Annotated in this window: 15 protein-coding genes; 9 read left to right on the top strand and 6 right to left on the bottom strand. The window is 61.1% G+C overall.

Annotated features, from left to right (window positions below; genetic code table 11):
• Positions 1-11 precede the first annotated feature (11 nt).
• On the bottom strand, positions 12-2,612 hold the full coding sequence (gene topA, locus BRD58_RS08120) for a type I DNA topoisomerase (protein ID WP_073382169.1): 2,601 nt from the start codon (positions 2,610-2,612) through the stop codon (positions 12-14).
• A gap of 399 nt (positions 2,613-3,011) precedes the next feature.
• On the opposite strand from topA, the gene BRD58_RS08115 reads away from it, so the two are divergent.
• Positions 3,012-3,263, top strand: coding sequence for a YciN family protein (locus tag BRD58_RS08115; protein WP_012848404.1), 252 nt, complete (start codon positions 3,012-3,014; stop codon positions 3,261-3,263).
• A 66-nt stretch (positions 3,264-3,329) separates the two neighbouring features.
• Here the strand turns inward: BRD58_RS08115 and sohB are convergent, their stop codons facing one another.
• Positions 3,330-4,376: a protease SohB gene (sohB, locus tag BRD58_RS08110; RefSeq protein WP_073383876.1), complete on the bottom strand. Its 1,047-nt coding sequence runs from the start codon at positions 4,374-4,376 to the stop codon at positions 3,330-3,332.
• Positions 4,377-4,626: 250 nt separating this feature from the next.
• Here sohB and BRD58_RS08105 point away from each other — a divergent pair, with 250 nt between their 5' ends.
• Positions 4,627-5,388: a YciK family oxidoreductase gene (locus tag BRD58_RS08105; protein WP_370686064.1), complete on the top strand. Its 762-nt coding sequence runs from the start codon at positions 4,627-4,629 to the stop codon at positions 5,386-5,388.
• Positions 5,389-5,438: 50 nt separating this feature from the next.
• The gene (cobO, locus tag BRD58_RS08100; RefSeq protein ID WP_015461396.1) at positions 5,439-6,029 is read left to right on the top strand and encodes a cob(I)yrinic acid a,c-diamide adenosyltransferase; all 591 of its coding nucleotides are present in this window, start codon (positions 5,439-5,441) and stop codon (positions 6,027-6,029) included.
• Between the two features lie 16 nt (positions 6,030-6,045).
• Here cobO and BRD58_RS08095 read toward each other — a convergent pair whose 3' ends face one another.
• The 3 genes from BRD58_RS08095 to rluB form a co-directional block, all read right to left on the bottom strand.
• A complete protein-coding gene (locus tag BRD58_RS08095; protein ID WP_012848400.1) occupies positions 6,046-6,645 on the bottom strand; it encodes an adenosylcobalamin/alpha-ribazole phosphatase in 600 nt (199 codons plus the stop codon).
• 9 nt (positions 6,646-6,654) lie between these two features.
• Positions 6,655-7,392, bottom strand: a complete 738-nt coding sequence (gene cobS, locus BRD58_RS08090; RefSeq protein WP_012848399.1) for an adenosylcobinamide-GDP ribazoletransferase — start codon at positions 7,390-7,392, stop codon at positions 6,655-6,657.
• 515 nt (positions 7,393-7,907) lie between these two features.
• Positions 7,908-8,783, bottom strand: coding sequence for a 23S rRNA pseudouridine(2605) synthase RluB (rluB, locus tag BRD58_RS08080; protein WP_012848398.1), 876 nt, complete (start codon positions 8,781-8,783; stop codon positions 7,908-7,910).
• Positions 8,784-9,128: 345 nt separating this feature from the next.
• Between rluB and BRD58_RS08075 the strand changes: the two genes are divergently transcribed.
• The 6 genes from BRD58_RS08075 (at position 9,129) to BRD58_RS08050 (ending at position 12,995) form a co-directional block, all read left to right on the top strand.
• Positions 9,129-9,425 carry a hypothetical protein gene (locus BRD58_RS08075; protein WP_012848397.1) on the top strand — a complete coding sequence of 99 codons (297 nt, stop codon included), beginning with the start codon at positions 9,129-9,131 and terminating at the stop codon, positions 9,423-9,425.
• 105 nt (positions 9,426-9,530) lie between these two features.
• Positions 9,531-9,758: a DNA polymerase III subunit theta gene (locus BRD58_RS08070; protein WP_012848396.1), complete on the top strand. Its 228-nt coding sequence runs from the start codon at positions 9,531-9,533 to the stop codon at positions 9,756-9,758.
• 33 nt (positions 9,759-9,791) lie between these two features.
• Positions 9,792-10,190 carry a helix-turn-helix domain-containing protein gene (locus tag BRD58_RS08065; RefSeq protein WP_012848395.1) on the top strand — a complete coding sequence of 133 codons (399 nt, stop codon included), beginning with the start codon at positions 9,792-9,794 and terminating at the stop codon, positions 10,188-10,190.
• Between the two features lie 5 nt (positions 10,191-10,195).
• Positions 10,196-11,314: an SLC13 family permease gene (locus tag BRD58_RS08060; protein WP_073382165.1), complete on the top strand. Its 1,119-nt coding sequence runs from the start codon at positions 10,196-10,198 to the stop codon at positions 11,312-11,314.
• A 142-nt stretch (positions 11,315-11,456) separates the two neighbouring features.
• Entirely contained in the window at positions 11,457-12,227 is a 771-nt protein-coding gene (locus BRD58_RS08055; protein ID WP_015461393.1) for an amino acid ABC transporter substrate-binding protein, read from the top strand.
• A 69-nt stretch (positions 12,228-12,296) separates the two neighbouring features.
• The gene (locus tag BRD58_RS08050) at positions 12,297-12,995 is read left to right on the top strand and encodes an amino acid ABC transporter permease (protein WP_015461392.1); all 699 of its coding nucleotides are present in this window, start codon (positions 12,297-12,299) and stop codon (positions 12,993-12,995) included.
• Positions 12,996-13,178: 183 nt separating this feature from the next.
• Here the strand turns inward: BRD58_RS08050 and BRD58_RS08045 are convergent, their stop codons facing one another.
• Entirely contained in the window at positions 13,179-13,430 is a 252-nt protein-coding gene (locus tag BRD58_RS08045; protein ID WP_012848391.1) for a DUF2766 family protein, read from the bottom strand.
• Positions 13,431-13,466: the final 36 nt, after the last annotated feature.

The raw sequence follows: 13,466 nt of genomic DNA, 5'->3' as shown, positions 1-13,466 counted from the left end.
TCCCTGCGGGATTACTTTTTCTCTGATACGACCCACTTTCCATCGATAAAGAACGCGGTCCAGCCCGTCGCCTTACCGTCCTTCTCGCTGGAAACATACTGCTGCTTGGTTTTCCGGCTAAAGCGCACCAGCGTGGCATTGCCCTGCTCATCCTGCTGCGGTGCCTCTGCCAGATAGCGCAGTTTTTCCGGCAGGCGATCGCGGAAGCGATACAGCTCTTCCACCAGAGGGGCGCGGGTTTCACGCGATTTAGGGAAGGTGTTGGCGGCCAGGAACACCCCCGCGGCACCGTCACGCAGCACGAAATAGGCGTCTGACTTCTCACACGCCAGCTCCGGCAGCGGTACCGGGTCCTCTTTCGGCGGCGCGACCTCACCGTTACGCAGGATCTTACGGGTGTTTTTACAGGCTTCGTTGGTGCACCCCATATACTTGCCAAAGCGCCCCATCTTCAGATGCATTTCGGCGCCGCACTTATCGCACTCCACGATCGGGCCGTCATACCCCTTGATACGAAACTCGCCCTCTTCTACCTCATAGCCATCGCAGGCGGGGTTATTACCGCACACGTGCAGCTTACGGTGGTTATCGATCAGGTAGCTGTCCATCGCCGTACCGCATTTCGGGCAGCGACGCTTCGCGCGCAGGGCGTTGGTTTCCGCATCATCGCCCTCCAGCACGTTAAGCACCTCGGCCTCCGGCACCAGATTGATGGTGGTTTTACAGCGCTCTTTGGGCGGCAGCGCATAGCCCGAGCACCCCAGGAAAACCCCGGTGCTGGCGGTACGGATCCCCATCTGCCGCTCACAGGTCGGACAGGCGATGCTGGTCAGTACCATCGGGTTGGGGCGCATTCCCCCTTCTTCCGGCGGCTTCTCTGCGACCTCCAGCTGTTGGCTGAAGTCGCTGAAAAAGCCGTCCAGCATCACTTTCCAGTCAGCCTGAGCGCTAGCGACGCGGTCCAGGCCATCTTCCATGTGCGCGGTAAAGTCGTAGCTCATCAGCTCGCGGAAGTTCTCTTCCAGGCGATCGGTAACGATCTCCCCCATCTTCTCCGCGTAGAAACGACGGTTATCGGTGCGCACATAGCCGCGATCCTGGATCGTCGAGATAATCGCCGCATAGGTCGATGGACGGCCGATGCCGCGCTTCTCCAGCTCGCGCACCAGCGAGGCTTCGCTGAATCGGGCCGGGGGCTTGGTAAAGTGCTGGCTGGGCTGCAGCTGCAGCAGATCCAGCGCCCGCCCGCTCTCCACCGCCGGCAGAGCGCGATCTTCATCGCCCTTACGCAGCTGAGGCAGCACGCGAGTCCAACCGTCAAAGCGCAGGGTGCGCCCGCGCGCCTTCAGGGTATAATCCGCGGCCTGCACGGTAATGGTGCTGGCATCGTACTTGGCCGCCGTCATCTGGCAGGCGACGAACTGGCGCCAAATCAGCTGATACAGCTTCAGCGCATCGGCCTCCATCCCTTTGAGATCGTCGGCCAGCACGTTGACGTCTGACGGGCGAATCGCCTCGTGGGCCTCTTGGGAATTGTCCTTGCTGGCGTAGACGTTGGCGTCCGCCGGCAGGTACTCCGCGCCAAAATTATCGCCGATATAGGCCCGCACCATATTCAGAGCGTCCTGACTCAGGTTGGTCGAGTCGGTACGCATATAGGTAATGTACCCTGCCTCGTACAGACGCTGGGCCATCATCATGGTTTTCTTCACCCCAAAGCCAAGGCGAGTACTGGCCGCCTGCTGCAGTGTCGAGGTGATAAAGGGCGCAGACGGCTTGCTGCTGGTCGGCTTATCCTCGCGCTCACGCACCGCGAAGCGGGCGTGCTCCAGCGCGGCAACGGCCGCCTGGCTTTGAGCGGCGTTAACCGGCTTAAACGGTTTATCGTTGCAGTGGGTCACCTGGGCCTGGAAGCTGACCTCTGCGCCAACGGCGAGATCGGCCCGTAGCTCCCAATACTCTTCCGGCACGAAGGCCTTGATTTCACGCTCCCGCTCAACGATCAACCGCACGGCGACGGACTGGACTCGGCCAGCCGAGAGACCTCGGGCGACCTTTTTCCACAGCAGCGGCGACACCATATAGCCCACCACGCGATCCATGAAACGGCGCGCCTGCTGGGCGTTGACCCGATCGATATTCAGCTCACCGGGCTGACTGAATGCCTGCTGAATGGCGTTTTTGGTAATTTCGTTAAACACCACGCGACTATAGCGGCTGTCATCACCGCCAATCACCTCGCGCAGATGCCATGCGATGGCCTCTCCTTCGCGGTCAAGGTCGGTTGCCAGATAAATGTGATCGGCTTTCTCGGCCAGGGACTTCAGCTCAGACACCACCTTCTCTTTGCCCGGCAGAACTTCGTAATGCGCCTGCCAGCCGTGATAGGGATCGACCCCCATACGATTGACCAACGCATCGCGCTCATTCTTTTTGGCCTTCGTCTTCGCCTTATCGTCGGCCGAGGCCGCGCCCTTCTTACTGGCTGAGCCACTGGTCGGCAGATCGCGGATATGACCGACGCTGGACTTCACCACGTAGTCATTGCCGAGATACTTATTTATGGTTTTGGCCTTTGCCGGGGACTCAACTATAACGAGAGCTTTACCCATAATTCTCTTTACCTGAATGCATCCTTCTGTTGCCAGAAGCCTTTAATTCGCCATTAAGCCGGCACTGTATAGAACTCTTTTGTATATTGCGACAGGCGCCGTAGAGGTCAAGGCAATTGTGTTCAAACGCGCTATCGTTGCGCAAGTGCCCCACAATTTACTGATCTATCGCAATATTTCGCTCACACTCTCCGCGGCACGTTAGCCGACGCGCGCAGAGTGTAAACAATAAATTCCGTACGGATCAAGAAGTGCCTCACTCTACCCGATCGCCAGCGCCACGCAACTTAATTAGCACGCGCCGCACATTTTTACCAATTTTCGCCTCACGTCGCCCCCACCTTGCCCTGCGTGGAAGACAGGGTAAAATAGGGGAAAAGTAACAGTTGGAGAGAGAAAATGTTCAGTGAAACCACCCCCATCACACGTGAACAGCTGCTGGCCGAGGCCAATCAGATCATCCGCGATCATGAGGATTATATGAAAGGTATGGTCGCAACCGACGTCGAACAGAAAGGCAACGTGCTGGTTTTCCGCGGCGAGTTTTTTCTGGATGAAGATGGCCTACCGACGCCGAAGAGCACCGCGGCCTTCAACATGTTTAAGCATCTGGCCCACAGGCTGTCAGAGAAATACCACCTGGCCGACTGATTCTGGCCGCCCTGTGCGCGGCGGATACCGCGAAGGGCGCGACGATACGCGCCTTTCGCGTGTCTCTCAGGGCAGCGGACGCTGGCTGCGTTGCCACCAGCGCAGCAGCAGCGTATCGGCGCCCTGCGCCGCCGCCATGCCCATCCGGGCCATGAAACCCTTACGGCGCACGTAGCGCACGCCGATCACGTCGGCCTGCTCCATCTCCGCGATCAGCAGATCGTCGCTGGTGCTCAGCGCATCCACCAGCCCCTTCTCCAGCGCCTGCTCGCCGTACCAATGTTCACCGGTCGCCACGCTATCCACGTCCAGCGACGGGCGCTGGCGCTGCACAAACTGCTTGAACAGCAGGTGGGTTTCATCCAGCTCCTGACAGAACTTTTCTCGACCGGCATCGGTATTCTCACCAAACAGCGTCAGCGTACGCTTAAACTCGCCGGCGGTATGCAGCTCCACGTCGACATCGTTTTTCTTCAGCCAGCGATTAAAGTTGGGGATTTGGGCCACAACGCCAATGGAGCCGATAATGGCAAACGGCGCCGCCACAATACGATCGGCGACGCAGGCCATCATATAGCCGCCGCTGGCCGCCACCTTATCGACCGCCACCGTCAGGCGCACCCCGGCCTGACGCAGGCGCTTAAGCTGCGAGGCAGCCAGACCATAGCCGTGCACCACACCGCCCGGACTTTCCAGACGTAGCAGAACGCTATCCTGCGGACCGGCAACCGCCAGCACCGCGCTGATCTCCTCGCGCAGCGAGCCCACCTCGTGGGCATCCATGCTGCCTGTAAAGTCGAGCACGTAGACGCAGGGCTTCTCTGCCGCCAGCAGGCCGCCGCGCGCCTCTGACTTACGCAGCTTCTCCTCCGCCTTGGCCACTTTCTTCTGTAGACGGCGCCACTGCTTCAGCGCGGCGCCCTGCAGGCGAGCGCTGCGCATGCTGCGCTGCATGGTTCGGTACTGTTCGCCCAGGTCCGTCAGCAGCAGCTCGCCACCGCCGTTGCCCTGACGCTGGCGCAGTCCGACCACCAGTAATACAACCGCCGCTGCGACCACGACCAGCGTCGCCGCCTTGGCCAAAAACAGGCTATATAAAGATAACCACTCCACACTCACCGCCTTGTTGCTCGTTATGTTAATGCCATCGACCAAGGCCTCCTCATCTCCGGAGGCGATGGCCCTGCGTCAGACAGCCTAAGGCCATGTCACAAAATTTCAAGCATTGTCAGGTAAACAGGCGGTAAATCCGCCAGTATGACGCCATTCGTCATATTCCCGTTGACCGGGGCGCAGGCGACGGGCTATAGATCTGCCCTCGGAGAATTTTCCCCTTCTACGCGAACGCGTTGGGAGTCTTATGGTGCAATATCAAGCCCCCGCGGCCCTGTTACAGGGGCGCACTATTCTGGTCACCGGCGCTAGCGCCGGCATTGGCCGCGAGGCGGCCCTAAGCTACGCCCGTCACGGCGCTCGGCTGATCCTGCTGGGTCGCGACGCCGAGCGACTGGACGCCGTCAGCCGCCAGATCGTCGCCGATGGCGCCCCGCGCCCCCACGCCCTCTGCTGCGATCTGATGACGCTGTCGCCGACGCAGAGCCAGGCGCTGGCAGACGATCTCGCCCAGCGGTTCGGTCATCTGGATGGTCTGCTCCACTGCGCCGGCCTGCTCGGCAGCATCACGCCGCTGGCGCAGCAGGCCTATAGCGAATGGCAGAGCGTGATGCAGGTCAACCTCAACGCCGCATTTTTGTTGACTCGCGATCTGCTGCCGCTGCTGCGACGGGCCGAGCGGGCCTCGATCATCTTCACCAGCTCCAGCGTCGGACGCGCAGGACGCGCCGGCTGGGGCGCCTATGCCGTCTCCAAGTTCGCGACCGAAGGACTGATGCAGGTATGGGCCCAAGAGCTGGCGGGCAGCGCGATACGGGTCAACGCGATTAACCCGGGGGCCACGCGTACCGCGATGCGAGCCAGCGCGTTTCCCGACGAAGATCCGCAGGCGCTGCGCACTCCGGCGCAGATTATGCCGCTGTATCTCTATCTCATGGGAGACGACAGCCTGGGTGAAAATGGGCGTAGCCTGGATGCCCAGCCGGGGCGACGCCCCGGGAAAGCGGGTTAACCCATCGACATGACGCGCGGCGCAAACGCCGCGCTCAGCAGGAGAACATCATGGATCGGCAACGCCATCAGCAGCGCCAGCAGCGCCTGAAGGACAAAGTGGATGCGCGCATCGCCGCCGCCCGCGAGGAGCGCGGCATCATAATGATTTTTACCGGCAACGGGAAAGGGAAAAGCACCGCCGCCTTCGGTACCGTGGCCCGCGCCGTCGGTCACGGCAAGCGGGTCGGCGTCGCACAGTTTATCAAGGGCACCTGGGAAAACGGGGAGCGTAACCTGCTGGAGCCCCACGGCGTCGAATTTCACGTCATGGCCAGCGGTTTTACCTGGGAAACGCAGGATCGCGACGCAGACATCCAGGCCGCGCGGCTCGTCTGGCAGCAGGCGCAGCGAATGCTCGCCGATCCGCAGCGCGATCTGGTGGTGCTGGATGAGCTGACCTACATGGTCAGCTACCACTATCTGGCGCTGGAAACGGTGCTCGCCGCCCTGCGCGACCGGCCGCCGCACCAGTCGGTGATCATCACCGGGCGCGCCTGCCACCGCGATCTGATCGCCCTGGCCGATACCGTCAGCGAAATCCGCCCGGAAAAACATGCTTTCAACGCCGGCGTCAAAGCGCAGAAAGGCATCGACTGGTAATCCCGCGCCGCGGCCGCTAGCCTGCCGCGGCGCGATCGTTAAGGCTGCGGATCACCGCAAACCCCTGTCGGATCGCGATCAGGCTGTGGCTACCCTGGCTGAACGAGAAGTGCCACATATTCTCCGCCGCCATGCCCAGCAAACGGGCGCACAGCAGAGCGAGCACCCCCTGATGCGCCACCACCAGCACCCGCTGGCCCTCGTGACGGGCCAGCAGCTCTGCCATCACCGCCTCCACCCGGGCGCTAAAGTCGACGAACCCCTCGCCGCCCGGCGGCACAGCGCTGCGCCAGTCATCGCACCAGGCGCGATAGGCTGCGCTCTGCTGGCGCGCCAGATCGCGGTGATGACACAGCTCCCATTCACCAAAGTTGATCTCATCTAGCCCCGCATGGACGTGAAACTGCCCCTGTGCACCGATGATGGGGCGCAGGGTCTGCTGAGTACGCCGCAGGCGGCTGGCATAGGCGGCATCGAACGCGATCCCCTGCAGCTGATGCGCCACGGCCTGCGCCTGCTGGAGCCCCTGCGGCGTCAGCGCCACATCACTGCTGCCGCAGTAGACGCCATCCCGATTGGCCTGAGTCTCGCCGTGACGAACCAGATAGAGCTCCATGGGATATCCTCAGTACAGCGACAACAGAAACACCAGCGCAAACAGCTCGTTGGCCGCGCCCAGCGTATCCCCGGTCTGCCCCCCCAGCCGCATGTTAATGAAAGCGCGGTATATCAAGGCAAAGAGGTAGGTAATAAACGCGGCCAGCACGGCGTGCCAGTGCAACAGACCAAACACCAGCAGCAGGCCGATAACCAGGGTCAGCGCGTAGTGGCTGCCGCTGATTTTGCCGATATACAGATTGCCCATGCCGCTCTCGCGCGCATAGCGCTGGCGGAACATCATGACGGCCAGCAGCGTGCGGCTGATCACCGGCATCGCCACCAGCACGGCATAGATAGGCAGGCTACCGCCCGCCAGATGCTGGATCAGCAGCACCTGCAGCAGGATCACAAAGATCAGCGCCAGCGTTCCGTTGGTGCCAATGCGGCTATCGCGCATGATCTCCAGCATGCGATCGCGCGGACGGGCGGAGAACAGCCCATCGCAGGTGTCCGCCAGACCGTCGAGATGAAACGCGCCGGTCACCAGGGTCGACGCCAGCACCGCAGCGACCGCCCCCAGCCAGCTGCCGTAGGTGGTCGCCAGTACGCCATAGGCCAGCGCGCTGATCACCCCGATCACCAAGCCCACAAAGGGAAAATAGATGATGCCGCGCGGATAATCATTCAGGGTCAGATCATCGCTGCAGCGCGGCGATACCGGGATCCGGGTCATAAACTGCAGGGTCGCAAGAAAGAGTTTCATTGTCCGTTAAGCCATCCATAAAAAAGTGCCGCACCGTTTCCGCGGCCCCCATCCAGGGGACGCTCCGTGGTACGATCCAATAACGTACTGATACCCCTATAGTAATACCACTTTCTGTGCTTGATTCCAGCCTTAGCAGAGGAAAATACCTGAGATAGCCCGTCCGTTCGACTAACTCACTAACTGGGCGCGAGACATAAACATCTGTGCACCCCGCCCTTTTAGCAACGCTGATTTGATTCACGCTCGCTCGCCTAACGCGATTCGGCGTCGCTATGGCCATGGATGCCGACGCCGCGATGAGCATCGCACCGGGTGGCTTAAACCCAGCCCGGCTTCAGCGCACCATTTTTATATTCGCTTTTCATCAGGCCGATATGCCGCTCCTGGATGCCACCCAACGCGCGTTTTGCATGAGGGGCTTGTCCATAAAAAAACACCCTGTCAGCGTACCGCTCACAGGGTGTGTGTAAACCATCTTATTACCCGCCGTCAGGCGGTTTAGCGCGACAAACTCAGCCGCGTTTCGTGGTCGGCGCACGACGGCTGCCGCCGCTGTGCTGGCCATGGCGCTTAACCGCCCGTCGGATTTGGTTGGCCTTCATCCGGCGACGCTCACGCTCAACCGGCAGCTTGCTGGCGGTCTCCGCCTGCAGCTCCACCAGTTCACGCAGATAGTTAATATTTTCCAGCGGCAGCTCCTGCCAACCGCCGCGCGGCAGCCCTTTCGGCAGGGGCAGATCGCCATAGCGTACACGGATCAGGCGGCTCACCTGTACGCCGACGGCTTCCCACAGGCGACGCACTTCGCGGTTACGCCCCTCGGTCAGCGTGACGTTGTACCACTGGTTCAGCCCCTCACCGCCCTGGAAACTGATGCTCTTAAAGCTGGCGGGACCATCCTCCAGCTGTACGCCGCGGCGCAGCTGACGCAGCTTGTCTTCGTCAACCTGGCCGAAAACGCGCACCGCGTACTCACGCTCAACTTCCCGGCTCGGGTGCATGAGGCGGTTCGCCAGCTCGCCGTCCGTGGTAAACAGCAGCAGACCCGAGGTGTTAATATCCAGGCGTCCCACGGCAATCCAGCGCGAACCGCGCAGACGGGGAAGACGATCGAACACCGTCGGGCGGCCTTCTGGATCGCGGCGGGTACACAGCTCGCCTTCCGGCTTGTAGTAGGCCAGCACGCGGCAGATTTCCTGCTCAGACTCACGGATGGAGACCACCCGGCCATCAACGCGGATTTTCATGTTGGGCATCACCTCAACACGGTCTCCCAGCGTGGCCAGCTTACCGTCCACGCTTACCCGGCCCTCTTTGATCAGCGCTTCGATTTCACGGCGTGAGCCATGACCGGCGCGGGCAAGAACTTTCTGTAATTTTTCGCTCATTGAGCAACCTCAGCTGTCGCCTTCACAGGCGTCGTTATTGTTGACCGGCCGCCGCGGCGACCGGTGCTAAAACAGGCGTCGCTTCCACCGGGCATGGGCCCGGCTCAACGCGGGCGCTTATTTTACACGAAATCAATGCATATGCCGTGAATAATTTACAGGCCGCGCCCGCGGCGATGCCGTAAGCAATTCTTAAGATCTTTCTGCTGTAATGCGCTACGTCCCGATAGCCGTGTCAGCTTTTGTCAGGGGCGTAAAATTGCCTAAATCCACTGTGCCGGGAGCCAGGGATCCCGTAGGCTGCCACTATCCCGCGCGATCCCGCCGGGTTTTAAAGGAGTTTCTATGACCGACGTTTCTTCTGCCACTTCGACCACCGGCCGCCTGCGTAGTTTTCTGCAGCAGCAGATGCAATACTGGCGGATGTATCTGTCGCGCCAGTCGCGCAAGATGGGGCTGGAGGGTAAACTGCGCCAGGCGCTGATGCTGGTGAGCGCCGTTGTCATGATGACCATGCTGATGGCCGGTTTCCTGCTGTTTAATCTGGTGGTCTTAAGCGCCGCCATCGTAGGCGGTCTGCTTGCGCTGCTGCGCCCGCGCCGCCCGATAACCCAAGGGCCGCGCCACTCTAATCCCTTCTGATTTTCCGGCCGCCGCCCGATGCGCTTCAGGCATCAGCGCGGCGGCCAGCCCTTTTTCCCTCCGCCAAATTCTGAAATAATAGTCCGATACTCAACGGAGGCTATTATGAGTTTTAATCTGGCGACGCTGCCCCAGGCACAGATGGATCGCATCAATGTCGATCTGGCGGCCAGCGGGGTGTCCTATAAAGAGCGTTACCATATGCCGGTGATCGCTGAACAGGTCGAACGCGAACAACCCGAGGCGCTGCGCGGCTATTTCCGGGAGCGCCTGCAGTATTACCGCACCCTGACGCTGCCGACCCTCCCTTATGATATGGACGGTCACCGCTAAGGTGACCAGGCCATTTTCCGCCGCGGAGAGCCGATGACCCAGCAACAACGCAATGCCGCACTGGTCTGCGCCCTGAGCGAATGGATCGAGCGACACCTGGGGCGCGATATCTACCTGGATGAGCTGGCGCGCTATTCAGGCTATTCGCTATGGCATATGCAAAAGATCTTCCGAGAAACCACCGGTATGTCGCTGGGGCGCTATATTCGCCTGCGCAAACTCACCGGCGCCGCCCGGCGCCTGCGTCACAGCGATGAGGGGATCATCGATATCGCGCTGTGCTATGGCTTTGCCTCTCAGTCCCACTTTACCTATATGTTTCGTAAACACTTTGGTATGACGCCGACCCGCTACCGTCTGCAGGCCGAGCAGCCCACGACGCCAGCGCCGGCGCTACATCACCAGTATGCCGCCGCGGCGCAAAGCGCCTGACGGCCATGTCTCGCCGCTACCGTGCCGCCGCACGCCGTCTGACATCCCTACTGCGCGATCCGCTGCTGCTACTGCCGCTGTTGCTCGCCATCGCCCTGTTACCCTTTACGCCTCTGCCGCTCAGTAGCCTACCCGCCGCCATCGACTGGCGTACGATTATCACCCTGACCGGTCTGCTGCTGCTGAGCAAAGGGGTGGAGAGCAGCGGCTACCTTGACTGGCTGGGACGGCGTATCATCGCCCGACTGCACAGCGAGCGCGCCATCGCCCTGCTGCTGGTCGTCGCCTCTCTGCTGCTCGCCGCCGTTCTGACCAATGATGTCGCGCTATTTATCGTGGTACCGCTGACCCTGGCCCTGAAAAAGCTGGCCAACATGGCAGTCACCCGGCTGATCGTGATCGAAGCGCTGGCGGTCAACGTGGGCTCGCTGCTCACCCCCATAGGCAACCCCCAGAACATCCTGATCTGGGGTCACTCGGGGTGGGGATTCTGGCCGTTTATCGCGCAGATGCTGCCGCTGGCGGCGACGTTGAGCGCCCTACTGTTGCTGCTGACCTGCCTGTCGACGCCGCGCCGCCGCCTCATACTCCCCAACGCCGCCGCGCCGCCCGATCGGCGACGCCGCCAGCTGTGGAGCTGTTTCGCGCTGTATCCCCTGTTTATCGCCGCCATCGACGCCGGCTATCCCGCGTCGGGGCTGCTGCTGCTGGCGGCGGTGCTGCTCTACCTGGCGCCAGCGACCCTCCGTCGCATCGACTGGCCTCTGCTGGCCGTCTTTATCATCATGTTTATTGATGTTCGTCTGCTGATAAGTCTGCCGCAGCTGGAGGGGCTCAGCCAGCAGGCGACGCAGATGCAGGGGACGTCGCTGTATCTGGCGGCGATCGCCCTGAACCAGCTCATCAGCAATGTTCCCGCCACCATCCTGCTGCTGGGCGTTCAGCCACCCAGCCTCCCCCTAGCCTATGACGTCAATATCGGCGGCTTTGGCGTTGCGCTGGGCTCGATGGCCAACCTGATCGCCCTGCGCATGGCCGGCGGGCGCCGTATCTGGGGCCTATTTCATCTGTACAGCCTCCCAGCGCTGCTGCTGGCGACGCTGATCGGCGGCGGGCTACTGTAGCCTCCGAAGAGCTTATTCCTTCTGGTTATTAATAATCCCACAATGTGATTTAGCGAAGATCACGCTATCGGTTAGCCTGCTCTCATCGGTCACCTGCGGCCGCATCCGAACAACACCAAACCATAAATGAGGCGGGAATATGATGAAAAAAACAGCCCGGGCTCTGCTGGCCCTCACCCTGCTGAGCGGCGGTGCGCTGGCCCAGAGTAGCGACGAGTTAGCGGCGATACAGTCCGCAGGCAGTATCAAGTTTGGCACCGAGGGAACCTATCCGCCTTATACCTACCACGATGCCAGCGGCAAGCTGGTCGGGTTTGATGTCGATATCGCCCGCGCCGTGGCCGCCAAGATGGGGCTGAAGCCCGTCTTTGTCGAGGGGCGCTGGGACGGACTGATCGCCGGGCTATCGGCCAAACGCTACGATGCGGTGATCAATCAGGTCGGGATCACCCCGGAGCGCCAGGCCAAGTTTGACTTCTCCGATCCCTACGTGGGTGCGAAGGCGGTGCTGATCGTCCGCAGCGACAATGCCCAGCTCAAAAGCTTTGACGATCTGCGCGGGCAGAAAGCGGCCCAGAGCCTCACCAGCAACTATGCCAAGCTGGCGGAGCACTATGGCGCAGACCTGGTGCCGACCGACGGGTTCAACCAGTCGCTGGAGCTGGTGATCAGCGGCCGGGCGGCGGCGACGCTAAACGATAACCTCTCTTATCTCGACTTTCGGCAGCATAAGCCCAATGCCCCCCTCAAGGTGGTGGCCGTCGCGGATCAGCGCGCCGACTCCGCGATTCTGGTGCGTAAAGGCCAGCCCCAGCTGGTTGCAGCGCTGAACCGTGCGCTGAGCGAGATCCGCGCCGATGGCACGTACCAGACCCTATCTCAGCGCTACTTCGGCAGCGACGTCTCTCAATAATCGTCCGCCGCGTATGTCCGGCGTTATCCCGCCGCTCTCGCGGCGGGCGTCCGATACGGAGTCCCCATGATGCCCCACTGGCTGTCCCCCCTGCTCGATACCCTGCCGCATCCCGACTGGCTGCAGCCGGTCGTTGACGCCTTCTGGCCGCTGCTCTCCGCCGCGCTGCGCTTCTCCATACCGCTGGCGCTGCTCTCATTCTGCGGCGGCCTGCTGATGGGGCTGGCCACCGCATTAATCCGCCTGTACGCCATTCGCCCGCTGAAGATCTGCGCCGACTTCTATGTCTGGGTTTTCCGTGGAACCCCCCTACTGGTACAGCTGTTCCTGATCTTTTATGGTCTGCCGAGCGCCGGGATCACGCTAGATGCCTTTCCCGCCGCGCTGATCGGTTTTACTCTCAACGTCGGCGCCTACAGCTCGGAAATCGTACGCGGCGCGATCCTGTCGGTCCCGCGGGGTCAGTGGGAGGCGGCCAGCGCCATCGGTATGAGCAGCGCTCAGGCGATGCGTCGGGTGATCCTGCCGCAGTCGGTCTTTGTCAGCCTGCCGCCGCTCTCCAACGCCTTTATCTCGCTGATAAAAGATACCTCCCTGGCCGCGGTGATCACCGTACCGGAGATGTTTCTCGCCGCCCAGCGCATTGTGGCGGTCAACTATGAACCGCTGATCATCTACAGCGAAACGGCGCTGATCTACCTGGCCTTCAGCACCCTGCTCGGCAAGCTGCAGCTGCGTCTGGAGCGCTATTACCGTCGCTACGAGTAAGCCATCAACGTCATCACGCTCCCCCGGCGTCGCCGGGGGACGCGAGACAAAAAAAACCCGCAGGCAATTCCCGCGGGCTCAAATGCAATGAGAAACTCTATGTCGAAATTATTCAACAATCACAGGCTATCACACTACATTTTTTTAACAATTTATTTTCGTTAAACTGTGCAGAGCATCACCTTAATGCGCCGCGCTCTCCGGCTCACCAGAAAACTTCAGCTCGATCAGCGCGATGGCTTTCTGCACTCCGCGCTGGGTCACCTCATCGATGCCCCGCTGGTTAAAATCAATGCTTTTCAGCTGCTGCGCCATCTTGGCACGCACCTCGGCCGGGGCGATCACCTCGATCACATCCAGGATCTGCTTGATCACCAGCTGACAGGCCACCAGATCGGAGGCCAGCTCATCGCGCTCACTCAGTATCTGCGACATAGCGTTTCCTTAATTAACCACAATTAACAACGGCAA

It is taken from the genome of Edwardsiella piscicida (assembly GCF_001896205.1).
GTDB lineage: Bacteria > Pseudomonadota > Gammaproteobacteria > Enterobacterales > Enterobacteriaceae > Edwardsiella > Edwardsiella piscicida.
Note: the sequence above shows the minus strand (reverse complement) of the source record. Positions and strands in the feature narration are given on the sequence as shown.

What these genes read in the sequence shown, in the direction of transcription:
- BRD58_RS08055 (WP_015461393.1), top strand. Translation starts at nt 11,457, where the DNA reads ATGAAAAAAACAGCCCGGGCTCTGCTGGCCCTCACCCTGCTGAGCGGC.
- BRD58_RS08070 (WP_012848396.1), top strand. Translation starts at nt 9,531, where the DNA reads ATGAGTTTTAATCTGGCGACGCTGCCCCAGGCACAGATGGATCGCATC.
- cobO (WP_015461396.1), top strand. Translation starts at nt 5,439, where the DNA reads ATGGATCGGCAACGCCATCAGCAGCGCCAGCAGCGCCTGAAGGACAAA.
- BRD58_RS08045 (WP_012848391.1), bottom strand. Translation starts at nt 13,430, where the DNA reads ATGTCGCAGATACTGAGTGAGCGCGATGAGCTGGCCTCCGATCTGGTG.
- BRD58_RS08060 (WP_073382165.1), top strand. Translation starts at nt 10,196, where the DNA reads ATGTCTCGCCGCTACCGTGCCGCCGCACGCCGTCTGACATCCCTACTG.
- BRD58_RS08115 (WP_012848404.1), top strand. Translation starts at nt 3,012, where the DNA reads ATGTTCAGTGAAACCACCCCCATCACACGTGAACAGCTGCTGGCCGAG.
- rluB (WP_012848398.1), bottom strand. Translation starts at nt 8,783, where the DNA reads ATGAGCGAAAAATTACAGAAAGTTCTTGCCCGCGCCGGTCATGGCTCA.
- BRD58_RS08075 (WP_012848397.1), top strand. Translation starts at nt 9,129, where the DNA reads ATGACCGACGTTTCTTCTGCCACTTCGACCACCGGCCGCCTGCGTAGT.
- BRD58_RS08050 (WP_015461392.1), top strand. Translation starts at nt 12,297, where the DNA reads ATGCCCCACTGGCTGTCCCCCCTGCTCGATACCCTGCCGCATCCCGAC.
- BRD58_RS08065 (WP_012848395.1), top strand. Translation starts at nt 9,792, where the DNA reads ATGACCCAGCAACAACGCAATGCCGCACTGGTCTGCGCCCTGAGCGAA.
- topA (WP_073382169.1), bottom strand. Translation starts at nt 2,612, where the DNA reads ATGGGTAAAGCTCTCGTTATAGTTGAGTCCCCGGCAAAGGCCAAAACC.
- cobS (WP_012848399.1), bottom strand. Translation starts at nt 7,392, where the DNA reads ATGAAACTCTTTCTTGCGACCCTGCAGTTTATGACCCGGATCCCGGTA.
- BRD58_RS08095 (WP_012848400.1), bottom strand. Translation starts at nt 6,645, where the DNA reads ATGGAGCTCTATCTGGTTCGTCACGGCGAGACTCAGGCCAATCGGGAT.